The sequence below is a fragment of the Microbulbifer aggregans genome (genome assembly GCF_020524005.1).
Taxonomy (GTDB): Bacteria; Pseudomonadota; Gammaproteobacteria; order Pseudomonadales; family Cellvibrionaceae; genus Microbulbifer; species Microbulbifer aggregans_A.
In genome coordinates, this window is the sequence record NZ_JAIVKK010000005.1 from 114,561 (window position 1) to 139,233 (window position 24,673).

Annotated in this window: 23 protein-coding genes; 3 read left to right on the forward strand and 20 right to left on the reverse strand. The window is 56.5% G+C overall.

Translation table 11 applies throughout. The annotated features are described in order from the left end of the window. Positions 1-7 precede the first annotated feature (7 nt). Together LC093_RS11060 and LC093_RS11065 are read left to right on the forward strand one after the other, a co-directional pair. Complete coding sequence (locus LC093_RS11060; protein ID WP_226664850.1) at positions 8-445, forward strand: hypothetical protein; 438 nt, start codon at positions 8-10, stop codon at positions 443-445. After that, positions 442-1,452 carry a mechanosensitive ion channel family protein gene (locus LC093_RS11065; protein ID WP_226664851.1) on the forward strand — a complete coding sequence of 337 codons (1,011 nt, stop codon included), beginning with the start codon at positions 442-444 and terminating at the stop codon, positions 1,450-1,452. The genes LC093_RS11060 and LC093_RS11065 overlap by 4 nt, the downstream gene beginning before the upstream one ends. Before the next feature lie 15 nt (positions 1,453-1,467). Here LC093_RS11065 and LC093_RS11070 read toward each other — a convergent pair whose 3' ends face one another. The 13 genes from LC093_RS11070 to cysM form a co-directional block, all read right to left on the reverse strand. Further along, a complete protein-coding gene (locus LC093_RS11070) occupies positions 1,468-1,803 on the reverse strand; it encodes a DMT family transporter (protein WP_226664852.1) in 336 nt (111 codons plus the stop codon). Between the two features lie 32 nt (positions 1,804-1,835). Beyond that, positions 1,836-2,843: a tryptophan--tRNA ligase gene (locus LC093_RS11075; RefSeq protein ID WP_226664853.1), complete on the reverse strand. Its 1,008-nt coding sequence runs from the start codon at positions 2,841-2,843 to the stop codon at positions 1,836-1,838. Between the two features lie 133 nt (positions 2,844-2,976). Then, positions 2,977-4,077 carry a DUF3524 domain-containing protein gene (locus LC093_RS11080; protein ID WP_226664854.1) on the reverse strand — a complete coding sequence of 367 codons (1,101 nt, stop codon included), beginning with the start codon at positions 4,075-4,077 and terminating at the stop codon, positions 2,977-2,979. A 48-nt stretch (positions 4,078-4,125) separates the two neighbouring features. Continuing rightward, a complete protein-coding gene (locus LC093_RS11085; protein ID WP_226664855.1) occupies positions 4,126-5,019 on the reverse strand; it encodes an NAD(P)-dependent oxidoreductase in 894 nt (297 codons plus the stop codon). Positions 5,020-5,051: 32 nt separating this feature from the next. After that, a complete protein-coding gene (locus LC093_RS11090) occupies positions 5,052-5,852 on the reverse strand; it encodes an undecaprenyl-diphosphate phosphatase (protein WP_226664856.1) in 801 nt (266 codons plus the stop codon). A gap of 82 nt (positions 5,853-5,934) precedes the next feature. Continuing rightward, a complete protein-coding gene (gene tsaB / locus LC093_RS11095) occupies positions 5,935-6,648 on the reverse strand; it encodes a tRNA (adenosine(37)-N6)-threonylcarbamoyltransferase complex dimerization subunit type 1 TsaB (RefSeq protein WP_226664857.1) in 714 nt (237 codons plus the stop codon). 176 nt (positions 6,649-6,824) lie between these two features. Beyond that, entirely contained in the window at positions 6,825-7,301 is a 477-nt protein-coding gene (locus tag LC093_RS11100; RefSeq protein ID WP_226664858.1) for a hypothetical protein, read from the reverse strand. A gap of 548 nt (positions 7,302-7,849) precedes the next feature. Further along, positions 7,850-8,017, reverse strand: coding sequence for a hypothetical protein (locus LC093_RS11105; protein WP_226664859.1), 168 nt, complete (start codon positions 8,015-8,017; stop codon positions 7,850-7,852). A gap of 51 nt (positions 8,018-8,068) precedes the next feature. Further along, positions 8,069-9,088, reverse strand: a complete 1,020-nt coding sequence (hemH, locus tag LC093_RS11110) for a ferrochelatase (RefSeq protein ID WP_226664860.1) — start codon at positions 9,086-9,088, stop codon at positions 8,069-8,071. 190 nt (positions 9,089-9,278) lie between these two features. After that, a complete protein-coding gene (gene adk / locus LC093_RS11115; RefSeq protein WP_226664861.1) occupies positions 9,279-9,932 on the reverse strand; it encodes an adenylate kinase in 654 nt (217 codons plus the stop codon). Between the two features lie 173 nt (positions 9,933-10,105). After that, the gene (gene mazG / locus LC093_RS11120; protein ID WP_226664862.1) at positions 10,106-10,927 is read right to left on the reverse strand and encodes a nucleoside triphosphate pyrophosphohydrolase; all 822 of its coding nucleotides are present in this window, start codon (positions 10,925-10,927) and stop codon (positions 10,106-10,108) included. Between the two features lie 35 nt (positions 10,928-10,962). After that, entirely contained in the window at positions 10,963-13,215 is a 2,253-nt protein-coding gene (gene relA, locus LC093_RS11125) for a GTP diphosphokinase (RefSeq protein ID WP_226664863.1), read from the reverse strand. 49 nt (positions 13,216-13,264) lie between these two features. After that, the gene (gene cysM / locus LC093_RS11130) at positions 13,265-14,170 is read right to left on the reverse strand and encodes a cysteine synthase CysM (protein WP_319004924.1); all 906 of its coding nucleotides are present in this window, start codon (positions 14,168-14,170) and stop codon (positions 13,265-13,267) included. A gap of 171 nt (positions 14,171-14,341) precedes the next feature. Here cysM and LC093_RS11135 point away from each other — a divergent pair, with 171 nt between their 5' ends. Next, positions 14,342-17,272, forward strand: coding sequence for a response regulator (locus LC093_RS11135; protein WP_226664864.1), 2,931 nt, complete (start codon positions 14,342-14,344; stop codon positions 17,270-17,272). A gap of 14 nt (positions 17,273-17,286) precedes the next feature. On the opposite strand, the gene recO is transcribed toward LC093_RS11135, so the two are convergent. The 7 genes from recO to LC093_RS11170 form a co-directional block, all read right to left on the reverse strand. Beyond that, complete coding sequence (recO, locus tag LC093_RS11140; protein WP_226664865.1) at positions 17,287-18,036, reverse strand: DNA repair protein RecO; 750 nt, start codon at positions 18,034-18,036, stop codon at positions 17,287-17,289. Positions 18,037-18,052: 16 nt separating this feature from the next. After that, positions 18,053-18,955 carry a GTPase Era gene (era, locus tag LC093_RS11145; protein ID WP_226664866.1) on the reverse strand — a complete coding sequence of 301 codons (903 nt, stop codon included), beginning with the start codon at positions 18,953-18,955 and terminating at the stop codon, positions 18,053-18,055. 72 nt (positions 18,956-19,027) lie between these two features. Then, positions 19,028-19,708: a ribonuclease III gene (gene rnc, locus LC093_RS11150; RefSeq protein WP_226664867.1), complete on the reverse strand. Its 681-nt coding sequence runs from the start codon at positions 19,706-19,708 to the stop codon at positions 19,028-19,030. A 3-nt stretch (positions 19,709-19,711) separates the two neighbouring features. Then, positions 19,712-20,167 (reverse strand): DUF4845 domain-containing protein, encoded by a 456-nt coding sequence (locus LC093_RS11155; RefSeq protein ID WP_226664868.1) that lies wholly within the window; start codon positions 20,165-20,167, stop codon positions 19,712-19,714. A gap of 53 nt (positions 20,168-20,220) precedes the next feature. Further along, positions 20,221-21,021, reverse strand: coding sequence for a signal peptidase I (gene lepB / locus LC093_RS11160; protein WP_226664869.1), 801 nt, complete (start codon positions 21,019-21,021; stop codon positions 20,221-20,223). A 93-nt stretch (positions 21,022-21,114) separates the two neighbouring features. Continuing rightward, positions 21,115-22,920 (reverse strand): translation elongation factor 4, encoded by a 1,806-nt coding sequence (gene lepA / locus LC093_RS11165; protein WP_226664870.1) that lies wholly within the window; start codon positions 22,918-22,920, stop codon positions 21,115-21,117. A 180-nt stretch (positions 22,921-23,100) separates the two neighbouring features. Further along, positions 23,101-24,501 carry a DegQ family serine endoprotease gene (locus LC093_RS11170; RefSeq protein ID WP_226664871.1) on the reverse strand — a complete coding sequence of 467 codons (1,401 nt, stop codon included), beginning with the start codon at positions 24,499-24,501 and terminating at the stop codon, positions 23,101-23,103. Between the last annotated feature and the right edge of the window lie 172 nt (positions 24,502-24,673).

The following is a 24,673-nucleotide window of genomic DNA, read 5'->3' on the forward strand; positions in this document are numbered from 1 at the left end:
AGCTCCCTTGGCGAAAACGATCTGGTTTATTCTGCCGCTGCTACTACTGACTCTGGTCGCCGCACTCGCCGGCCCCAGAAACGAGCAGCGCAGCGAGCGTGTTCTGTTCTCCGACGCTGAGTCTTCCGGTGGCGTGCGGGCTACCCAGGTAAAGTCCTCGATTCGCGGCTACCAGACGATGGAGTACCTTATCGAGGCCAAAACCGGCCAGTCGCTGGACCTAAATTTGCACAGCAATAATAGGGCAAGCGGCTTCAGGGTTACTGCCCCGGCGGCACCGAGGCCGATGCACAGTGCGAGAGGACAAAGCGCGCGATTCAAGGGCACTTTGCCCCGTGACGGCACCTATCGGGTAGAGATATTCCTGAAAGACACCGCCGCCGAAAATGGAGAGCGTGCCGCCTTCTCACTGAATATCCGCCTGAGCAATCCCGGCGGACCGTGAACACTCGCCACCTGCCCCGCCAGGCCGTGGATGCCGACCTGAATACCGCACTGCAGCAGGTAGATAGCTGGGTCGACGGCGCCATCCACCTTCTGCCCAATTTCTGCGTGGCTCTGGTCGTACTGCTGGTGTTCTATCTACTGGGCAATTTCTTTCGCCTGTTTGTACGACGCCACCTCACCCGACGCAGCAGGGATAACCTCGGCGAAGTACTGGGCAGCCTGATCAAATGGGCTGTGGTATTTATCGGGTTGTTACTGGCTGCCACCATCGTCATGCCCAGCCTGAAACCGGGAGACCTGATCGCCGGGCTCGGGGTGAGTTCCGTCGCTATCGGGTTTGCGTTCAAGGACATATTGCAAAACTGGCTCGCCGGGTTGTTGATTCTGATCCGACAGCCTTTCTCCGTCGGCGACCAGGTTGAAGTGAGTGGCTTTGAAGGTACCGTTTGCCGGATCGAAACCCGTGCAACACTCATTGATACCTATGACGGTCAGCGGGCAGTCATACCCAACAGCGATATTTATACCAATGCGGTGCTGGTCAAAACTGCTTATGAAAAGCGCCGTAGTGAATACGATATCGGTATTGGCTACGGAGATGATATCGACGAGGCCTGTGAGGTCATCCGGCAGGCACTACTGAACGTTGAGGGGGTGTTGAAAAAACCCACACCGGAAGCGCTGGCATGGGAACTCGCCGCCAGCTGGGTAACCATTCGCGCCCGCTGGTGGACACACAGCCGTCAGGCCGATGTATCTCACATCCGCGCCCGGGTTATTACCGCAGTCAAACGGGCGCTCGACTCAGCACATATCGACATGCCCTTTGAAACCTGTGTGCAGCTATTGCACGACCAGACGGAAGAGACGGACGGGGATCGCAGTAGCCAGAGAGAGGGTTGGCCGGTAGTGGATGGCGACAATCCTACGCCCCGCTGGAAGGTACAGCGCGATAGCCTTGCCAACGAGCCAAATCAACGACCGGGAGCGATCGACGAGACCTGATTTTTTACAGGTATGTCAGGCCGAAACCGTCCTGGAAAACACATTGATGACGACGACACCGGCAATAATCAAACCCATACCAATCATGGCTGCCGGGTCCGGCACCTGGCCGTAAACAAAAGCGCTGACAATGGCCACCAGCACAATGCCGAGCCCCGACCAGATGGCATAGGTAATCCCGACGGGAAGATGCTCCAGCACTAGGGTAAGCAGATAAAACGCAACACCATAGCCCAGGAGCACTAGCAGCGAAGGCCACAGCTTGGTGAACTGGGCCGAAGCCTTGAGTGCACTGGTGGCCGCCACTTCTGCCAAAATTGCGATACCAAGATACAGGTAGGGTAATTTCACCCGCTCACTCCCAGGCCCGGCCCATTCAGGGATTAACCGATTTTACGAATACCTACGGCAGCACGCAGGTCTGCCAGGAAAGGCGCGGCATAGGCACGCGCCTTTTCTGCACCCTTCTCCAGCTCAACCTCAATCTGTGCCGGATTGGCCAGCAGCTCGTTGTAGCGCTCGCGTGCCTCGCCTATTTGACCATTGATCAGTTCAAACAGCTGCTTTTTGGCCTCGCCCCAGGCAATCCCTTCCTCGAATGCTTTACGCATTTCGGCAGTTTGTTCCGGCGTGGCAAATGCCTGCCAGATCTGGAATACCGTTGACGTGTCCGCGTCTTTCGGCTCGCCCGGCTCAAGCAGGTTGGTCTTGATTTTGTTGATGTGTTTCTTCAGCTGCTTTTCAGGCAGGAAGAGCGGGATGGTATTACCGTAGCTTTTGCTCATTTTACGGCCGTCCAGTCCCTGAAGTACGGCAACATTGTCATCCACAACCGCTTCCGGTAATGCAAAGTGCTCACCGTAATGGTGGTTGAAACGCTGGGCGATATCCCGAGCCATCTCAATATGCTGGATCTGGTCTTTACCTACCGGCACCTTGTTGGCGTTGAACATCAGCATATCCGCCGCCATCAGGATCGGATAACTGTACAGCCCCATAGTGACACCGAAATCCGAGTCTTCGCCGTCGGCGCGATTTGCATCCACCGCCGCTTTATAGGCGTGGGCACGGTTCATCAGCCCTTTGGCGGTCATACAGGTCAGCAGCCAGGTCAGCTCGGGAATTTCATGAATATCGGACTGACGGTAAAACACGACATTGTCCGTATTGAGGCCGAGAGCCAGCCAGGTGGCAGCAATCTCCAGTGCAGACCGGTGCACCAGCTCAGGATCGTGACACTTGATCAGCGCGTGGTAATCCGCCAGGAAATAGAACGACTGGTTGTTTTCTTCCTGACTGGCGGCAATCGCCGGGCGGATGGCGCCCACATAATTGCCCAGATGGGGAGTACCAGTAGTAGTGATGCCAGTAAGTACACGCTGCTTGCTCATAAGTCCTTGCTATTCCCGTAATCGACTTTCGTTCGCCCTATTCACCTTCGTTCCGCACACACTTTCCGCGATGCGGCCAAGGCGCTAAAAAACAGGACCGCATGATACCTGTTTCAGGGCAGCGGTTGTATGTTCAACGGTCGGCACACTGACTGAGCAGCGACAGATATTCACCCCCAAGGTGCGACCAGCTCATGGGTGTGACATCGGGAACCTTTGCCGGCTCTCCGCTTGTCACCCGCCGGGCGCAGCGGATCATGGCTGCGCTCAAGTTGGACGCACAGGATTCAATATCGCCCGAATAGCGCCAACCACCGCGCCCAAACCATTCAGGGTACGCCAGGCTATCCGGTACCAGCGGCTCACATCCGGCAGCCACCGCCTCCAGCACAGCCAACCCCTGAAAATCGTGCCGCGCCGTAGAGATTACTCCGTGGCTTTCCGCGAGGAGCTGGCGATACTCGCCCAGGCTTTCCCTGTAACCCCAGGCGCCAAGGGCCCCCAGCTTCGACAACAGCTTTTTCAGGTGGGCAAACTCCGATGGCTGCCGCCGGAATTGCTGGCCCACCATATGTAAAGTAAATGGAATACCTTCGCGACCGAAACGCCTCAATGCCGCGAGCAGGATGTCAGGACCTTTATCGTATTCCCAGCGGTGGTTCCAGATAAACGTGGGGCGTTCCGGTTTGCGCGCATCGGGAAGGAAGGCCGCCATTTCCAGTGGAACCGGCAGCACCTGGGACTTGCTGGCGATTTCCTGACAAATACCTTTGGGCACATGATCCGGAAATCGTTGCAACAACTCCGCGGCCCCTTCAAGCAAAGTACTGCGGTTGTACTCGGAGTTGAACAGCAGCATATCTCCGCTGAGGGCGGTATAGATATTCAGCAATTGCGGCTCGATCGATTCCAGCGCCGCATCGCTGCGGGGGTAATCGAACTGGTTCTCGTGGAAATAGACCACCGTTGGCACACGGGCCAACTCCGGGACCAGACCCCGCAGTGCAGAGAGGTCCGTCATGGAAGTTGCGACCAGTAAATCCCAGGGTTGCTGCAGAGTTTCCCGGGCCTCTCCACGCGCCCAGGTCAGGCTATTGCCACGCACGCGCCAACTGAAGTAACGCGGCGGTAACGTCAAAACGGTCCACTGCCACTGTGGAATAGCGGCCACGAGGCCGCGCCGCCAGCGCTTGTGGCTGTCGGCGTCGTAGGCGGAAAGCAGAAGCACTTTCACGAAATATACTCGGTGAGAATGGGTGGGGAAGCCGTGTACGCGTAGAAATTACTGCTCAGACGGCTCAAAGTCTCGGACGTTGGTCAGACGGGCAAACAGGCTGGAGGTATCCCAGCGGCCGCCACCCAGTGCCTGTACCTCACTGTAGAACTGATCCACCAGGGCCGTAACCGGCAGCAAAGCACCATTGCTCTTTGCCTCATCGAGCACGATGCCCAGGTCCTTGCGCATCCAGTCAACGGCAAAACCATGCTCGTACTCACCGGCCAGCATCGTGCGGTAACGGTTTTCCATTTGCCAGCTTTGCGCTGCACCCTTGGAGATCACATCGATCACCTGTTCGCCATCGAGCCCCGCTGCCCTGGCGAAGTGCAGGCCTTCGGCCAGCCCCTGAACGACACCGGCAATACAGATCTGATTGACCATTTTGCACAATTGGCCACTACCCACCGGGCCCAGCAGGTTCACAGCGCGCGCATAACTATCGATCAGCGGGCGGGCTCGATCGAAGTCCGCCTGTTCACCGCCAACCATAACCGTCAGTGCGCCGTTTTCAGCACCGGCCTGCCCGCCGGACACCGGCGCATCAAGAAATGCCACGCCCTTATCGGCGGCGACTCCGGCCAGTTCCCGCGCGACATCCGCCGAAGCGGTGGTGTGGTCGACAAACAGGCTGCCCTGATCCATACCCGCAAAAGCGCCCTGCGCGCCTACAGTAACCTGCCGCAGGTCATCGTCGTTGCCAACACAGGCAAATACTACCTCAGCACCTTTCGCTGCCTCTTCAGGCGTCGCGAAAGCTTCACCGGGATACTTTCCCAACCAGGCCGCAGCCCGCTCAGCGGTGCGATTGAAAACTCGTACTTGATGTCCAGCATTAGCCAGATATCCCGCCATGGGAAAGCCCATCACGCCGAGACCAATAAATGCCACCGTTGCCATTTCAGAACCTCTCTTGGCTTGAATGTAAAAAATCAGGTAAACCAGATCATCCAGATCAGCGCCCCGCCCAGCAGCAGGCGATAAATCGCAAATGGCGCCATGCCGATGCGGCTAATAAACTGCAGGAAATAGTGAATACAAAGATATGCACTGACACCTGACAACGCAGCCCCCATCAGGATATCGTCCCAAGGCACCGATTCCGTCTCCAGCAATTCCATCGTCAACAACAGTGCGCTCAGCGCAATAACCGGAATGGACATCAAAAATGAGAAGCGGGCTGCCGCTTCCCGCTTCATTCCCAGCATCAGCCCCGCTGTCATGGTAATACCGGAGCGGGAGGTACCCGGAATCAGGGCCAATGCCTGCGCACAGCCGATCAAAAGCGCTTTTTTCCAGTTGAGGGCCGGCAGTTCTTCGCGGCGCTTGCCGCGAACATCCGACCACCACAGCAAGATACCGAACACAATGGTTGTCGCCGCAATGACAGCTGCCGAACGCAGGTGTTCCTCGATAAAGTCTTTAAAGATCAACCCCGCCAGTCCAGCCGGGATCGTGGCCAGCACAATCAACCAGGCGAGCCGCCCGTCATCGCTGAATTCCCCATCGCGGAACCCCCCCAGACCATCGCAGATCAGGGACCAGACATCTTTGCGGAAATAAATCAGCACTGCCGCCAGTGAACCAAAGTGCACGGCCACATCAAACGCCAGCCCCTGGTCCGGCCAACCCAGTACCTGGCTCGGCAGAATCAGGTGGGCGGAGCTTGAGATGGGCAAAAATTCCGTGATGCCCTGGATCAGGGCGAGAAAGATGATCTGAAGAATTTCCACAAAGCGGTTTCCATTGCTTTTTATTGTTTCTGGCTGAATTCCCGTAGGCATCGACAGGAGGCCCCGGAAGCCCCCCTATGCGTCAGCGAGAGCGGATCCTTTCGCGCTTTTTCCAGGTAACTTCATTGCGCAGGTAGATCGGTTCCAGCTGCTCGGCGGGTACCGCCTCGTTCTGCGCCCAGAGCCCGGCCGCCAATTCAGCTATATCACGGGCCCGGATATCACATGCCACTACCTTTTCAGTAGCTTCCAGCGCATCCAGGGCCGGATAGTGCAAGCCGGGGCCTGCAGCATAGAACGGAGCCCCCTCTGAGCCAAGCAGGCCCGCAGTCTTCAGTTGTTCCACCGCAGTCTCAGGGCTGGATACAGCCTCAGGCAAGAGGCTTTCATGTGGTGCGTCGGATCGATAGACCCCCCAATAGACTTCCTGCATTCGCGCATCCAGGGTGGCCAGTACAGGCGCGCCTCGCCAGTGCGCGTGCTCACGCACCGCGCCAGCTGCCAGAGCGGCCAGGCTGGAAACCGGCACCACTGGCCTGTCACTGGCAAACGCCAATCCCTGGGCAAAGCTGATCGCAATGCGCAGCCCGGTAAATGAACCCGGTCCGCGGCTAACCGCCAGAGCGTCTATCTCAGACAGCGCGATCCCGCCCTCTGCCAATACTTCATCCACCATCGGCAGTAGTCGCCGGGTATGGTCCCGTTCGGCCCTGAAAAACCGTTCGCAAACGGATCCCTGATCATACAGGGCGGCGGAACAGGCTCCGGACGTCGTATCTATGGCAAGAATTTTCAACAGACAGGCCCCATAGCTGCGGGAAACGGGAAAGATAGTGGTGCGAATTGTGGCACGCTTCGCGACAAACGCAACTGCAAGTACTCCGCAACCACTCGGCGTACCCCAGAATGAAAAACCCCGGCAAAGGCCGGGGTTTTGACGGGGACAGGAGCTACGGGAAGCGCCTCCTGGACTCAAGAGGCCTTTTTCGGTGGGCGGCCCCGTCGGCCCGTACCTTTTTTGGCCGCTGCCTTCTTGGTCACTGCCTTTTTGGCTGCAGCCTTCGGCGGCCGGCCGCGACGGGCGGACTTCTTCGGTGCAGTAGCTGCCGTTTTCTCCGCCGCTGATTTCTTTGGGCGACCCGGAGACTTCTTGGCCGCCGATTTCTTCACCGCTTTTTTCTTCGCCGCCTGCTTCACGGCCTTTTTCGCTTCAGCTTTCGCCTTCGCTGCGGCCTTTTTCTCGATGGCTTTCGCCTTTGTCGCAGCCTTTTTCGCCGCCGCTTTCACTTTGGCGCCAGCCTTCTTCTCAGCTGTTTTCAGTTTCTTCGCGTCTGCTTTGGCTCGTGCTTTTTTCCACTTGCTTTCAAACGCCTTCAGGGCCTTGTCGAACTCTTTATCGGCCTTACTGGAAAGGCTGTCAGCCAACTCCTCAAGTTTTTTCTTCGCCATTACTTCTGCATGGCGAACGGCCTCCATCGCGCTGGCTTTGGCCAGTTCAAGCTTGGCTTTGGCAATTTTGGCGCGATCCTCACGTAATTTGGCATTCGCGCTGGCCAAAGCCTTCTTGGCTGTTGGTGTTGCTGACTTCTGAACCCTGGCCCGCGCCTTTCCTACCCGATCCAGTTGGGCATCCAGTGATTTGGCTGCACTGTCCACTGCCTTTTGCGCCTTGGCGACAATCGGGGAAGTATCACTTGCTACCACTGTCTTCTTCGCTGCAGCTTTGGGGGCGCGTTTCGGCGCTTTTTTTACCGCTCGTTTCGCTGTGGCCTTTTTCTTTGCTACTCGTGCCATCCCTTGTCTCCTCTTTTCTATATAAGAAGTGATTCTGAATACTGAAACGCGCGCCGCTGGAATATTCCATTAGCGACCGGCGCAGCCTTATAGATACAAGGCACACCTGCCGTTTTCCATGGTCACACGACTACCTCACTTTCACCCCCGGCAATTCTTTCAGTACTGCCTCCTCTCCTGACATTGCCGCCATTAGTCCAACGCTAACCAGCAATCCAACGCATGAGATTCAAAACACCAATAAGAAGCCCCGGGAAAAGCCCAGCCATTAAAAATGACACGGCTGTATCAAAGTTAATTAAAAAATAGGCGTTTGCAAGAAAATAGCGATAAAAAAAACCGATTTTTGAAAAAAATCGGTTTTTTTTCATTCTGTCATCGTTTTTTCACTGATAACAGAGGTATAGGAGAAGAAAATCTAATTAATTTCGGGCGACTTCCGCCGGCAATTGGCCCAAAACAATCTCCGCGAGCGCGGCAATATGATCACCCCGGGCATTCAGCGCAGGAATGTAGCGGTATTCCGAGCCCCCGGCATCAATAAAGTTAGCGCGATTCTCAACCGCGATTTCCTCAAGGGTTTCCAGACAGTCGGATGCAAACGCAGGACAAATTACATCCACACTGGCCACACCAGACTGCCCCCATTGGATCAGCGTCTTGTCTGTATACGGCTGCAACCACTCGGCCTTGCCGAAACGGGACTGGAAAGTGATTTCCCATTTTTCTTTAGGTAGTTCCAGTGCCTGCGTCAGGAGCTCCGCTGTTCCACAACACTGCTGATAGTAGGGGTCCCCCTTCCGGGTATTTGCCATGGGGATACCGTGAAACGAAATCAGGAGCTTTTCCGCCGCGCCATTTTTCTGCCAATGCTCTCGCACCGAGTTTGCCAGCGCTTCGATGTATTTGGGGTGCTTCCAGTATTCATGCACAACGCGAATATCCGGCACATTGCGCTCAGCGCGAATGATTTTCGCCACTTGATCGTATATTGCGCCAGTGGTGGTCGCTGAATACTGGGGGTAAAGCGGCAGCACGGTGAAAGATTCAGCCCCTTGCTGGCGAAGACTCGCAACGGTTTCCGCCAATCCCGGCTCACCGTACGTCATCGCGAAAGCCAATTTGATATCCCTTGGCTGACCCGCGGAGTCCTGCATCAGGGCCTGCTCTAACCCTTCCGCCTGGCGGCGCGTGTAATAAGCGATAGGCGATCCTTCCACCGCTTCGCCATCCAGCCCCTCATTCCAGATCTCGGCATAGGCTGGAGCAATCCTCTTCGGGCGCCCCGTAAGCACAAAAAGGTTCAGAATCAGCTGCCAGAGAGGCGCCGGAATTTCCACTACCCGGTGATCTGATAAAAACTCCCTGAGGAACCTGCGTACGGCTTTCGGGGTAGGTTCCGCCGGAGTACCCAGGTTCATCAAAATAATCGCATGGGACATTGTTCTGTATTCTCCTGATTCGCGGCAACAAGATACTGCACAGCCGGGACCCGACTGCTGGCTTCCTGACAGCGTTCGCCAGGAGCTCAGATGGGCAATACAAAAAAGGCTCCCGAAGGAGCCTTTCTGATGCGACTGGTGAATTCCGCCAATTTCCGGCAGAGCGCCAATCCGCAATGGGAGCAAGTGATCAGCTCAGGGCCTCCTCCACCTTCTCCCGGATATCAGCCATGGAACCTACACCCTCGACTCGGCTGTACTTGGGTGCACTTTCCGGAGCACGCTGCTCGAGCTCGCGGTAAAAGCCTACCAGAGGTTCGGTCTGTTCGTGATAGATCGACAGACGATTGCGGACAGTTTCTTCGCTATCGTCAGTGCGCTGCACCAGTGGCTCACCAGTTGCGTCATCTACGCCTTCCGTTTTCGGCGGATTATAAACCACGTGATACACGCGGCCAGAACCTTCGTGAACGCGACGGCCAGAGAGGCGCTTGACGATTTCTTCATCATCCACGGCAATCTCGAGGACATGGTCAATGGCAACATCCGCATCCAGCATGGCCTGGGCCTGCGGAATCGTGCGGGGGAAACCATCGAACAGGAAACCGCTAGCACAATCCGACTCAGCAATGCGCTCTTTTACCAGGGCGATGATAAGGTCGTCGGACACCAGCTGACCGGCATCCATGACACCTTTTGCCTGCAATCCCAGCGGTGTACCAGCCTTGACCGCCGCGCGCAGCATGTCTCCAGTGGAAATCTGGGGAATTCCGAATTTCTCTGTGATGAATTGGGCCTGGGTACCCTTGCCGGCGCCCGGTGCGCCCAGAAGAATTATTCGCATAAACAGAAAGTCTCCAGATCATGCCGACGGCCGCCGCCACAATCCCAATTGGGGCCGGGGCACGCCTGTAAAAAGAGCGCTACCTTACACTTTGGCCCAACGCAGGACAAGCCTGCAGGCGGTCTGGCCAAAATTGCGCAAACCATGAAAAATTACTCAAGCCGGAGCGCGTTTTAACGACGTTCCTGGCTTTTGGCTACATCCCACAAGCGATCCAGCTCTTCCAGCGATACATCGAGCGGCTGCTTGCCCTCGTCCCTCAAGTGGTCTTCGACCATACCAAAGCGCCGCTCAAATTTCCGGTTACAGCGTCGCAAAGCGGCTTCAGGGTCCTGCTTCAGGTGCCTGGACACATTCACGCATGCAAACAGCAGATCACCCAGCTCCTCCCTGGCGTGGTTGAGATCTCCACTCTGAATTGCTTCGCGCAACTCACCGATTTCCTCTTCCACCTTCGCCAGCACCCCATCCAACTGTGGCCAGTCGAAACCAACCTGTGCCGCGCGCTTTTGCAGTTTGATCGCCCTGGTCAATGCGGGCAGACCTGTCGCGACACCATCAAGTACACCAGGCTCACCCTTGGCCTCCCGCTCGGAAGCCTTGATCGCTTCCCAGTTCTGCTTGACCTGTGCTTCGTCGATGCCGGTATTCGCGTTATCGCCATACAATTCCCCGGACGGGAACACATGCGGGTGGCGGCGAACGAGTTTGCGCACGAGGGTGTCCACTATTTGTGCGAAATCAAAGTGACCAGCCTCACGCCCCAGCTGGGAATAGAAGATTACCTGAAACAGCAAATCCCCCAGCTCCTCCTTCAGGTGCCCGAAATCCTCCCGCTCAATGGCCTCAGCCACCTCGTACGCCTCCTCGATCGTGGAAGGGACTATCGTGGCAAACGTCTGCTTTAAATCCCAGGGGCAACCGCCATCGGGGTTGCGCAGCTGCGCCATAAGAAACTGCAGGTCTTCAACCGAAAACGTCGATTTATCTTCCATTCTGTCTTCCCCACCTGTTACTCGAACGCCCTTTGTCAGTGCAAGATCCTGCGCCGGGCCGACGCTACGTTCGGCAGCTGATTGATTCGATGCAGCACCTGGCTCAACTCTTCAAAGTTGTGAATTTCCGCAGTGATTACCATATCTACGGTGTGCTTGTGTTTGTTCGAGTGGGTCTGCATGGCGGTGATATTAATCCGCTGACTGTCGAGCATGGTGGTGACATCACGTAACAGGCCGTGGCGATCGTATGCTTCGACCATAATTTCCACTGCGTACACTTCAGTAGGCTTCTTCGCCCATTCCACCTGCAGAATCCGCTCCGGCTCCTCAGCCTGCATGCGCAGCATATTGGCGCAGTCTTTCCGGTGAATGGATACACCACGGCCAAGCGTGATATAGCCCATGATGTCGTCACCGGGGAGCGGATTACAGCAGCGGGCGATATTCGTCAGCAGACTACCCACCCCGTCGATGTAGACATCGGCATGACCTTCCCGCGCCACTGGCGCGGCAAGCGGCAACACAGGTTCACTGTGGGTAACCTTGACCATGCGCTGGGCCGCATTCAGCACCTGCCCCACGCCGATATCGCCGGCTCCTACTGCCGCATACAGGTCGTCCAGGGAGTGCATATTCAACTTCCCGGCGAGCTTGTCGAAATCGAAGTCGATCAGCGCAAGCTGCTTGAATTCCCCGTCGAGGATACTGCGCCCATCGGCGATATTCTGATCCCGCGCCTGCTGTTTGAACCAGTGAATGACCTTTGCCCGCGCGCGCGAAGTGGTGATGTAACCGAGGCTTTTTGATATCCAGTCCCGGCTCGGGGCTTCCCGCTTGCCGGTCAGGATTTCCACCTGGTTGGCGGTCTGCAATTCGTGGTTGAGCGGCACGATTCGGCCATCTACCTTGGCTCCCCGACAGCGGTGGCCGATTTCAGTGTGGATTTTGTAGGCAAAGTCCAGGGGGGTCGCGCCGCGGGGAAGATCGACCACATGTCCTTCCGGGGTGAATACGTAGATGCGGGTATCGACATGGCTCGCCTGCAGGTCGTCTTCGAGGGGATTGCCGCCCACCTCTTCGTGCCAGTCCAGTACCTGACGGAGCCAAGAAATTTTCTGCTCGTACCCGTCCTGTCCGTCCAGCTGTCCGGATTTCTTGTCGGTACCCTTGTAACGCCAGTGCGCACATACGCCGTACTCAGCCTCTTCGTGCATGGCAAAAGTACGGATCTGAACTTCAAGTACCTTCCGGTCCGGCCCGATTACTGCGGTGTGCAGCGAGCGATAACCATTTTCTTTGGGTGACGCGATGTAATCGTCAAATTCGTTGGGAATGTTACGCCAAAGGTTGTGGACGATCCCCAATACCGCATAACAATCGCGCACTGTCGGAACGAGAATACGTACCGCACGAATATCATAAACCTGAGAGAAACCGATATTCTTGCGGCGCATCTTCCGCCAGATACTGTAGATATGTTTGGCCCGACCGTAGACCTCGCCTTCGATCTCGGCCTTGTCGAGCTCACTGCGCAACAACGCCAGCACATCGTCAATGTACTCCTGGCGGGCCAGGCGCTTTTCATCCAGAAGCCGCGCGATCTGCATATAATCGTCGGGTTCCAGATAGCGAAATGAGAGATCCTCAAGTTCCCACTTGATATGCCCGATACCCAGGCGATGGGCCAGCGGTGCATAAACGTCAGCGACCTCCCGGGCAACCCGGCGTCGCTTGGCTTCATCGGCTTTTTTCGCCGCGCGAATGGCACAGGTACGCTCCGCCAGCTTGATCAGGGCGACCCGGACATCGTCCACCAGCGCCACGAGCATTCGGCGAATATTTTCCGAATGCTCCTCCACCGCGCCGCTCTGGCTCTCTTCTCCGGTATCTGCTGTGCGATGGCGGATTGCCGCCATGCGCAGTACACCGCGAACCAGCTTGGCGACCGTCTCGCCCATTTCCTGCTCGACGGTTTTCAGTGGCAAACGCTTCTCGCGCACAGCGCGATAGAGCATTGCCGCACACAGCGCTTCGCCGTCGATCTGCAGGTCCGCGAGGATTTCCACCATTTCCAGGCCGGTCAGGAAGCTACTGGTCCCCTCGACCCAAATATTTTCGGCCTCGATCGCTTTCTGCTCAGCATCCTCACTGAGTTCCACCGCATGGCGCAGTGTAACCAGTGCGCCCCCATCCAGCTTCGCCAGCGCCTGGATATGGCGCAGCCAAGCCTCCCGGTCAAGGCTTCCGTCTTTCAGTCGCGGATAGTTTTTTCTTACCTGTACCAATGTATTACTCGCGGCGAGGTTTCAATGTATTTGTTCTCGATTCAGGTCGCTAACCTGCTTGCCCATCGAATAGACCGGATGACAAATATCGGTCACCTCGATCACAGACAATTGCAACGATAGTGGCATTCTCCACTTCTGCGGCGACTCGCAGGGCACCAGCGACAGCCCCTCCAGAAGACACACCACAGAAAATACCCTCTTCGCGGGCCAGTCGGCGTGTCATCTGTTCAGCCTCTTCCTGACTGATATCCATAACCCGGTCAACTTCCTCCGGGACAAAAATCTTCGGCAGATAGGCCTGGGGCCAACGCCTGATACCGGGAATGGCCGAACCCTCGGTAGGCTGTAGTCCAATGACTTCAATCTCCGGATTCCGGCTTTTCAGATATCGGCCACATCCCATAATGGTGCCGGTTGTGCCCATTGAGGACACAAAGTGCGTAATCTCACCACCAGTCTGCTGCCAGATTTCCGGGCCTGTGGTCTCAATATGCGCAGTCGGGTTATCGCTATTGGAAAACTGATCCAGGACTAACCCACGCCCTTGGAACTGCATTTCCAATGCCAGATCCCGCGCGCCTTCCATGCCTTGGGCACCCGAAACCAGAATAAGCTCGGCGCCGTATGCCGTCATCGCCGCCTTGCGTTCGTCAGTGGCGGTTTCCGGCATGATCAGAATCATGCGATAGCCCTTGATCGCTGCAGCCATCGCCAGTGCGATTCCGGTATTGCCGCTGGTAGCCTCAATCAGGGTATCGCCCGGACGAATTTGGCCGCGGGCTTCCGCGTGGCTGATCATAGACAGCGCCGGGCGGTCTTTAACCGACCCCGCGGGATTGTTCCCTTCCAGCTTTAGCAGCACGGTACTCGATGTATGGCTGGCAAGACGCTGCAACCGCACCAGCGGGGTATTGCCTACGCAATCGGCAATCGTGGGATATTCCATAGTCAACTTCAGTTCCATCCGGGACGCGGTCGCACATTCTACCCTCGCATAGGGAATGCTGCGAACTCCGTCACCCTCGCCCATGGTATTTCTCGCACTTGATACACCTTTAGCGGGTGTCATCCGCCGAGTCCGGGGGTAGAATCGGACAAAAATAACTCAATACAGCGCATTACCATGGCCGAATCCCAGCAACCGCAAGCCATCGGGGGGACACTACCGGGGTCCGAACCTCCACCGCAGGCCTATCCTGGCAGCCTGTCTGGCACCGGCGCGACCGCAAACAGCGGTGCGGGTTCAGCCAGGGCGCGTCGCCAGCAGCCCCGCCTGCGCTCACTGCGGGCCATCCTGTTTATATACGCCCTGGCCCCCGCACTCGTACTGGCGGTGGCACTCAGCCTTCTGTTCACCCTGCAACAGATGCACGACCGTCGTGAACTGCTGCTCAGCCATGGACACGCAAGCGCAGAGCAGCTGGTGGAGCTTATCTCGCTTAGTGACAGCCACCCGTTTGAAGAGCGGATTGACTGGCTGAACAAGGGCCTGATGGCTCTCATGCTTGAGCAGGACATGATTCGCTCGGTGCAGCTCTATCGCCGCGACCTGAATGACGCGGGAGAGGCCGAGGCAAAAATCCTCGCCAGTGTCGGCCCAACGCCACGCACCCGGTTTACAGCAGAGCAACTTGCCGGCAAACAGGCCCATATTTACGAAGACATTCACAGCCTGCAGGTGGTTCACCCTCTCAAGGGCACCACCATACACTGCTGGCTCGCGATAGAATTACACCGCCCCTACTTCCTGGTCGGCACTTATCAAGTGACCCTTATAGGCCTGATCGGTCTGATTGCCTGCGCGCTTGCAGCCCTGGTATGGGCCGTGTTCCTGTCCGAAAAAGCCGCGCAAAGCCTGAACCATTTCCGCGATACCTTGCGCTCAATCGGCCGCGGCGACCTTACTGCACGGGCATCAGAACACCGCAACAAAGAACTCCACCAACTGAGCACACAAATAAATGAAATGGCGGCTCGCATCGCCGACAACGAACGGGAATATCAGGAGAGCCTGCAGCAATCGATGGAGGACTTGCGGCAGTCCCTCGATGCAATGGAAGAACAGAATATAGAGCTGGAGCTGGCGAAGAAAAAAGCCATTGAAACCAGCCAGGTGAAATCTACGTTCCTGGCCAATACCAGCCATGAAATCCGCACACCACTGAACGGTATCATCGGCTTCACCAACCTACTCCTGAAAACAGAAATGGATGAGTTGCAGCGCGATTACCTGCAGACGATCCAGCGTTCATCTGAAAGCCTGCTCACCACGATCAACGATATCCTCGATTTCTCACGTATCGAATCCGGCAACCTGGTGCTCGACCACACACCGATGAATCTCGGCCAGGTTCTGGAAGAAACCCTGCAGATACTGGCGCCCTACGCGTACGAACACCACCTGGACCTCGTACCTTTCATTGACCCCCAGTTACCCCCCTCCCAGATTGGCGACCCACTGCGTATCAAGCAGATTCTCACCAACCTGGTCAGTATCGCCATCCGCTGCTCCGAAAATGGCAGCATCCCGGTGCGGGTCACCGTCCAGAGCGGCAAAGACTCAGAGCTGGTCGCCCGTATATGCGTCACCGATATCGGCAATCTGGATGAGGAGCAGGCCCGGCGCGAACTCAGGCACCTCCTGAGACAGAGCGACCTCCGACAGCCACAAGTCAGCAACAACGGCATGGGCCTCAATATCGCTCTGCGCTTGATTCAGTCGATGCACGGGGATATCGGCATCGTCGAAAATGAAGAAGGCGGCATGACATACTGGTTCCAGATTCCGCTCGTCATCGACCGCAACCGCAGCGCGATTACCCGGGAGCAATTCCCCGGCTGCCGAATTATGATCGCAGACCCGAATGCACTAACCCGCCAGCAGGTCTACCAGCTGCTGCAGCAATGGCGAGCGGAGCCGCTGGAACACCGCGACCATACGACGTTACTGCCGGCGCTGGAACAAATGTGGCGACACGATGCCCTGCCGGATGCCGTAGTTATCGATACCGGCCTGTGGCGTGACGACTTTGATACGTTCGTCGCTTCCGTACAGAAACTGGTAGACACATTCCAGTGCCGGATCATCATCCAGGGCTCCCCGATGGATTTGCGCCGCTGCTACGACCCGCTGCGCACCCGGGTCCTCGCCTTTGTCGGTAAGCCTGTCAGCCGCGACGGACTACTGCGAGCCTTGAAGCGTGCCGTTCCCCACCAATCCCACCCGCGCCCGATCACTGGCAGCTTCCCCAGCCTTCCCTGGCCTGCGCGCCCCAGGGTGCTGGTTGTTGACGACCATGAAGCCAACCGCCTGTTGATGAGCGAGTTGTTGCGAGCCCAAAATGTTGAAACCCAAACCGCCTCCAGCGGCGAGGAAGCCCTCAAGCTATGGCGCAATCAGCACTTCGACATGATCTTCATGGACATCCAGATGCCCGGTATGGATGGCATTGAAACCACCAACCAACTCCGCAGGGAAGAGTCCGGGCGCCGTACCCCGGTGATCGCGCTGACCGCTCACGTAGGTACCGAAGAAAAATCGCGCTTGCTAAGCGCCGGGCTGGACGATTACCTGAGCAAACCGATCGGAGAAATCCAGCTCGCACACACAATCAAGCGCTGGATGGAAATCAGCACCCAGCAAGAAGGTAGCGAATCACCTTTGCTGGAACCGCGTCTGGTCGATATCAGCGAAAGCCTGAATCTCAGCAACCAGGATCCCAAGCTAGCCCGCGACCTTCTGCAAATGCTCCTGCGGGGCCTGCATGAAGACAAGCAGCAGTTTGGCCAGCTGGCCCAGAACAATGACTTTCGAGAGCTATTTGAGGCGGTCCACCGCCTGCATGGAGGCTGCTGTTATTGCGGTGTACCACGCCTGCGGGCAGCTACCGGTAGCCTTCAGGAACAGCTTCGCCCCCAACTGGACAGCGAAACCATTGAGCTGGATACGGCGTTGCTACAGCATGTCTTTGAGGAGATTGAACACCTGCAGGACTGGGCCTCGGAACAGGACCTGGAAGCGTTATTCGGGCAGGGAAGTGAGCTGGCAAATTAGCCGTGCAGTCTATTTCAATTCGCCAGGTATACCTGGCGAAACAGCTCCCGGCTCTTGAGCGGCCGCGTACCCAGGAGCGGATTTAGCAGGAGCCGGGTCAACCTCTTGGCGGCATGCAGTATTTCATCGCTCATTACACCACCGCCCTGTGCACTCGCAAGAGCCAGTAGCTCTGCCCCAAGAAACTCGGACGCGCCGGGCGAGCGGCCAGCTGGCACGATTACCGGCACAAAGCCATCTTCTGCGGTCAACCGGTAGGTACCTTCTCTGTCGATGGGTATCCCCAAAACCGGGCAGGTATCCAGAGGTGGCAAGCTACCGAGTTCCTGCAACAGCAACAGTTCAAAGCGCCTTAAAGGACCTTCCAGTGCCTTATTGGTATCCGTGTCCTGCCCAGCTAGCTCGGGAAGAAGGGACTGATAGGCAGCAAATACCGACTCAAGGGCATCCCCTTCCGGCAATAAACGCACCAGCAGCTCATTGATGTAGAGCCCTGCGTATACCGCCCGCCCTTTCAACCAGAGCGACTGCCCCGCTGCCTCTACCGGCCCCAGTGTTTTGAGATCATGACGCCCAAGCAAAGTGACCAGCAACGGCGAAAATGGCTGCAGCGCCTGCTGGCGGCGCTGCTTGTCGCGACGCGCGCCCTTGGCAATACAGGCTATACGGCCATAATCCGGCGTAAGCAGTTCCAGTATGAGACTGGTGTCCCGAAATGGGCGGGAGTGAAGGATATAGGCTGGTTGAGGCGGCAGCTGTTGCACGGCGCACCCAAAGAATCTATTGCTTGTCGATATAGCCCAGACTGCGCAGCGCTCGCTCGTCGTCGGACCAACCGGATTTTACCTTCACCCAAAGGTTCAGCATCACTTTACTGTCGAACAGCCGCTCCATATCCAGGCGCGCCTGCTGGCCGATTTGCTTGATACGCTCACCCTTAGTACCGATCAGGATCCGCTTCTGCCCATCCCGCTCTACCAGAATGGCCGCGCTGATATGCAGGACCTTACCTTCCTGGGCGAACTCCTCGACCTCAACGGTAACCGCGTAGGGAATTTCCGCCCCCAGCTGCCGCATGACCTTTTCCCGGACAATCTCTGCAGCCAGGAAACGGGAGCTACGGTCAGTAATCTGATCTTCTTCGAAGAAATGAATACTCTCGGGTAAGTGACCGACAATAACACTCTCAAGCGACTCGAGGTTCGAGTTACGCAACGCCGATAGCGGTACAACCTCTGCTTGCGGAAAACGTTCGGAAAGCGCCTGCAGCTGCGGCAATAACTCGTTTTTATCCTCGAGCTGATCCACCTTGTTTACCGCGATAATCAGCGGGCACTTCAGGCCGCGGAGCTTCTGGGCAACCAGCTCGTCCCCTTCCGTCCAGCGTGCCCGCTCGACTACGAACACTACCACGTCCACATCCCGGGTGGAGCTGACTGCCGCCCGGTTCATATAGCGGTTGATGGCTTTTTCCTGGTCACCGTGAAGCCCCGGGGTATCCACAAAAATAATCTGGTTAGGACCTTCAGTCTTGATCCCCAGCATATTGTGACGGGTAGTCTGGGGCTTGCGGGACGTAATACAGATCTTCTGCCCGAGTATATGGTTCAGCAACGTGGATTTGCCCACGTTCGGGCGGCCGACAATGGCCACGTATCCACAGCGGGAAGGTTGTTCGCTCAAAAGAAATCTCCGCGCTTCAGGGCGCAATGAATGTAAATGCGATTAATAGGCAACTTGGGCCGGATTATAGGGTCAGCCCTGCCCCGACAGTCGGGCGTAGGCCTCGGTCGCCGCAGCCTTTTCAGCCGCGCGTCGATTGCTGCCCCTACCCTGTACGGGCTCATTGAGCCCCGCAACCCGGCAAGCCACAACAAATTCCTGGGAATGCTCTTCACCACCGACCTCCAGCACGGAGTACTCCGGCAGCGGTTTCTGGCGTGCCTGCAACCACTCCTGCAAGCGGGTCTTCGGATCTTTGGCCGTTTCCAGGGAGAGATCCTGCAGTCGCGGCGCAAACCAGGCCAGCACCCTCTGGCGGGCTGCTTCAAGCCCCGCATCCAGGTAAATGGCTCCGATAATAGCCTCCACAGCATCGGCCAGGATAGAGGCGCGGCGGTGTCCACCGCTTTTCATCTCACCCTCTCCGAGGTACAGGCATTCGCCGATCTGCAACTCCCTGGCCAACTTGGCCAGGGTCTCACCGCTCACCAGCTGCGCCCGTAGGCGACTCATCTGACCTTCGCGGCCTTCCGGGAATTTTTCAAACAGGGCGGCACTGATGGAAAACCCGAGAATGGAGTCCCCGAGAAATTCCAGCCGCTCGTTGTTGCGGCTGCCATGGGATCGGTGGGTAAGCGCGAGTTTCAATAAATCTTCCCGCGCGAACTGGTGGCCCAGCCGTGTACTGAGCCGCTGTAGCAGAAGGTCTGTCACCGTCTATCTGTCATCTCTTCGAAACTGTTCCAGGTCGACCAGGGGCTCACAGCAGAGCTCCGGTTTCGCTGTATTCAGCTGTTTGTCAAACTTCATCACTACGTCCACGTTCTTGAAAAGTGGTTGACGCAGCTCGTAATTAATACTCACCAGAGTGCTGTCCGCACCGCGGATAATCTTCACAGCCTTGGTAGGCTCACCGCGCACATTGTTGATCGTAAAGTAGCGATCCAGCTCACGCTTGATTTCAGAGTTACTCAATTCCCGAACATTGTCGATCTCCGACAATGTCTGCAGCCCTTCCTCTACATAGTGCGCGTCAATGTATGCAGGCCCCATTTTAGACACAATTGTCAGGCCGAAACCAAATATCGCCAGGACAAACAGCCAACCCCAGTAACTCATACCTCTCTGGCGATTCAGAGACTCCCCCAGGGAAAAATGTCTTTGCTCAGTCATGATGTTTTACCGATTTATCGTTGTATTCTATTCCGGCTTCAGCAACGCGAGCCTTACTCGATACCACCAACCCGTTCAAAGCTGGGCAAGCTCAAAAGTTTGTCCCAATGCATCCAGATAGCAAAGGCTTTGCCAACAATGTCTTTTTCCGGCACGAATCCCCATTCACGACTATCCAGGCTGTTGTCCCGATTGTCGCCCATCATAAAATAGTGACCAGCCGGTACTACGATAGTGCGGGTGTTGCCATAACGGCTGGGCGTTACATTTTTGGCCATCAGGTGACGCTTGCCACCAATATCTTCCCACAGAAACTCTTTCTGCGGATTCCCCGGAGGCAGAGCCTGGATCAACTCCTGCGATGCGGCCTTACCATTGATATACAGCGTATTATTGACCACCCGGATCTCGTCCCCGGGCAGGCCGATCACACGCTTGATGTAATAGGTATCGTTCATATGCGGAGGGAAAAACACCATCACATCCCCACGCTCAGGCTCTCCCAAGCCCAGCACTTTGGTACGGGAAACAGGAAGTCGCAAACCATACGCAAACTTGTTCACCAGGATGAAATCACCCTCAATCAGCGTTGGATCCATGGATGCGGACGGAATCTGAAACGGTTCCACCAGGAATGAACGCAGAACAAAGACGATCGCCAGCACCGGAAAGAACGATTTCGCGTATTCCACCAGTACTGGCTCCTGCACAGCCTCAGAACCATGCGCGCCATCGCCAGCAGCTTTGGCGGCCGCGGTTCTGCGGCCGCGGGCAAGAAACAGCGCATCAAACAACCAGATCGCGCCGGTACCTACCACAAGAAGTAGCAAAATCAGGGGAAAATTGATATCCATTCACACGTCTCTTGTTCTTAAATTATCCGCTGTTTGTAATATTCTGACGGCTTTTCCGGCCGTGACAACACTTCCCCCGGATGAAAAAACCGGTTAGCTGTCCACTTTAAGCACAGCGAGGAATGCATCCTGCGGCACTTCAACCCGACCCAACTGTTTCATGCGTCGCTTACCGGCTTTCTGTTTTTCCAGCAGCTTTTTCTTCCGCGTCACGTCACCACCGTAGCACTTTGCCGTGACGTTTTTACGCAAAGCCTTGACGGTGGTACGTGCAACAACCTGTCCACCAATCGCCGCCTGAATAGCCACATCAAACATCTGCCGCGGAATCAACTCTTTCATTTTTTCCGCCAGTGCACGACCACGGGCCTGGGCATTGTCACGATGCAGAATGACCGCGAGCGCATCTACCCGTTCGCCGTTGATGAGGATATCAAGGCGCACAAGTTTTGCCGGCTCAAAGCGCACAAAATTGTAATCCAGCGAAGCAAAACCCCGGCTTACAGATTTGAGGCGGTCAAAGAAATCCATGACCACTTCGCTCATGGGCAGCTCATAACGCAGTGACACCTGGCCACCCACATACTGCATATCTTTCTGAATACCGCGTTTTTCAACACAAAGCGTAATGACATTACCCAGGTATTCCTGCGGCACCAGAATATTGGCTTCGACGATCGGCTCGCGCATTTCCTCGATCATGCCGAGGTCCGGCATCCGCGAGGGGTTATCCATGTTGACTGTGTCACCATTGGTGAGCTGCACCTCGTAAATCACCGTTGGTGCAGTGGTGATCAGATCGAGATCGTACTCACGCTCGAGACGTTCCTGAATGATCTCCATGTGCAGCATGCCGAGGAAGCCGCAGCGGAAACCAAAACCCAGTGCGTCAGAGGTCTCTGGTTCGTAAAACAGTGAGGCATCGTTCAGGGAAAGCTTGTCCAGCGCATCCCGGAAGGCCTCGTAATCATCGGAGCTCACCGGAAACAGACCCGCGTAAACCTGCGGTTTCACACGCTGGAACCCGGGCAGCATGCTCACTTCTTCCGCACCCTTGGCGTGGGTCAGGGTATCGCCCACTGGTGCGCCGTGGATGTCTTTGATCCCGGCCACGACAAAGCCCACTTCACCGGCCTTGAGGACACCGGTTTCCTTGCGCTTGGGCGTAAATACACCCACGCTATCGACCACATGCGGGCGGCCGATCGATTTAGTCACAATCTTGTCTTTGGTTTTCAGGGTACCCTGCACCACGCGCACCAGAGACACTACACCCAGGTAGCTGTCGAACCAGGAGTCGATGATCAGCGCTTGCAGCGGTGCTTCAATGTCGCCTTCCGGCGGCGGCACCAGACGCACCAGATCTTCCAGCACTTCCTCTACGCCCAGACCCGACTTGGCACTGCACTGGGTGGCTTCTGTAGCATCAATACCGATGATGTCCTCGATTTCCTGGGCAACCTTTTCCGGTTCCGCCTGGGGCAGGTCCATCTTGTTGAGCACCGGGATCACTTCCAGTCCCTGCTCAATTGCGGTGTAACAGTTCGCCACGGATTGGGCTTCTACCCCCTGCGCGGCATCTACAACCAGCAGAGCACCTTCACAGGCCGCCAGGGAACGGGATACCTCGTAGGAAAAGTCCACGTGACCGGGCGTATCAATAAAGTTCAGCTGGTAGGTTTTACCATCCCGAGCGGTGTAGTCGAGCGTTACACTCTGGGCCTTGATCGTAATGCCCCGCTCCCGTTCGATATCCATACTATCGAGCACCTGAGCGGCCATTTCACGGTCGGACAGCCCGCCACAGACCTGAATGAAACGGTCAGCGAGGGTGGATTTCCCGTGATCGATGTGGGCGATGATGGAGAAATTTCGGATATGGGAGAGATCAGTGGCCACTGCGAGGGTAAAACCTTTTAAAAATCAGTGAGTTAATACGCGGACCAGGCCGCACTGTGGGCGCAAGTCTAACAGGTTGCGCGAAAAGTGCATCCAGTCCGTCGGAAGTCCTGATAAACAAAGGGCTCCGGGGCAGCAACCAACCCTCGAAGCCCTTCATTTACTCACTTTGCGTGAGGATTAATCCTCTTCAATCTGAATGGTGCGGAACGTCGCCTGGCCACCGCGGAAAAAGCGGATGGGCAGAAGCTCCCCGGACGGCAGCTTTTTGACGATTTTTTCATAGTCACCGACAGTTTCCACAGCATCGAATCCCAGCTGCGCAATAATGTCACCACTGCGCAGCCCGGCATTGGCACCGGCCTTACCCGGCACCACCTGTTTGACCAGCACGCCGCTCTCTACGCCCAGGCGCTGCTTCAGGCCATCGGGGATATCGTCTACCACCAGACCAAGTCGCCCACCGACATCGGTAGTCGCCGGCACATTACTCGCCTGCTGACCATCCTCCTCACCGGGTAGCGCGCCCACGCGCACACTGAGCTTGCGCTCCTTACCTTCGCGCATCAGAACCACAGGTACTTCGGAACCGGGGCGAATCTGGCCAACCACATGCGGCAGATCACCGGACATACGAATCTTCTGGCCGTCGAAGCGGGTTATCACGTCACCCACCAGGATACCGGCTCTGTCCGCCGGAGAACCGGCCTCGAGTTGCCCTACCAGCGCACCTGTCGGCTTGCCCAGCCCCATCGCTGTAGCCAGCTTGCGGTCGACATCCTGAATGCCCACCCCGAGCCAACCGCGATCTACGCGCCCCTTTTCTTTCAGCTGCGCCACGACGTCCTGAGCGAGGCTGGCAGGAATCGCGAACGACAGACCAATAGAGCCCCCGCTGCGGGTATAAATCTGGGAATTGATACCGATGACCTCACCTTCGAGATTGAACAGCGGCCCCCCGGAGTTACCCGGATTGATCGCAACATCCGTCTGAATGAACGGCACATAGTTTTCACGGCTTTCATTGGGAATGCTGCGCCCCATGGCACTGACAATACCCGCACTCGCCGAATAATCGAGGCCGAACGGGGAGCCAATGGCAACAACCCACTCACCCACCTTGATCCTTTCAGAGTCCCCCCAGCGCACAGTCGGGAGACCCTTCGCCTCGATCTTGAGCAGGGCCAGGTCTGAACGCTGGTCCGTACCTATGACCTTGGCGTCATATTCACGCCGGTCCGTCAGGGTTACCTGCACTTCATCTGCGCCGTCAACCACATGATTGTTGGTCACCACATAACCATCTTCAGAGATAATGAAGCCGGACCCCATACTGGCCACCGGGCGCTGCTGGCGCTGCGGCGGTTCCAGCAGATGGCGGAAGATATCCGGAATTTCCTGCTGATATTGTGGCGGCACGCCGCTCCTGGAGACGCGATTGCGCTCTAACGTATTGATCTTGACCACAGCCGGGGAATTCTGCTCGATTAGCCCGGTCAGCTCCGGGAGCCCACGCGCCTCGACAGTGGCGGAAATCAGGAAACAAAGCGCAAGAAAAAACTGCGTAAAGCGTGTAACCATATCTCGTTACCCCTAATAAGCCCTTCTACGTTGCAGAAATGCGTTAAATAGACAAATTATCTTTCGATCAATGTTGGCTCCACCGAGTTTTCACTAGTATTTGGGGAGCCAAATTGGCAGCCCGGAAAGTGAAGCATTCACTTTTCCGTCGTCAGCACCCTGTTAGTGGGAC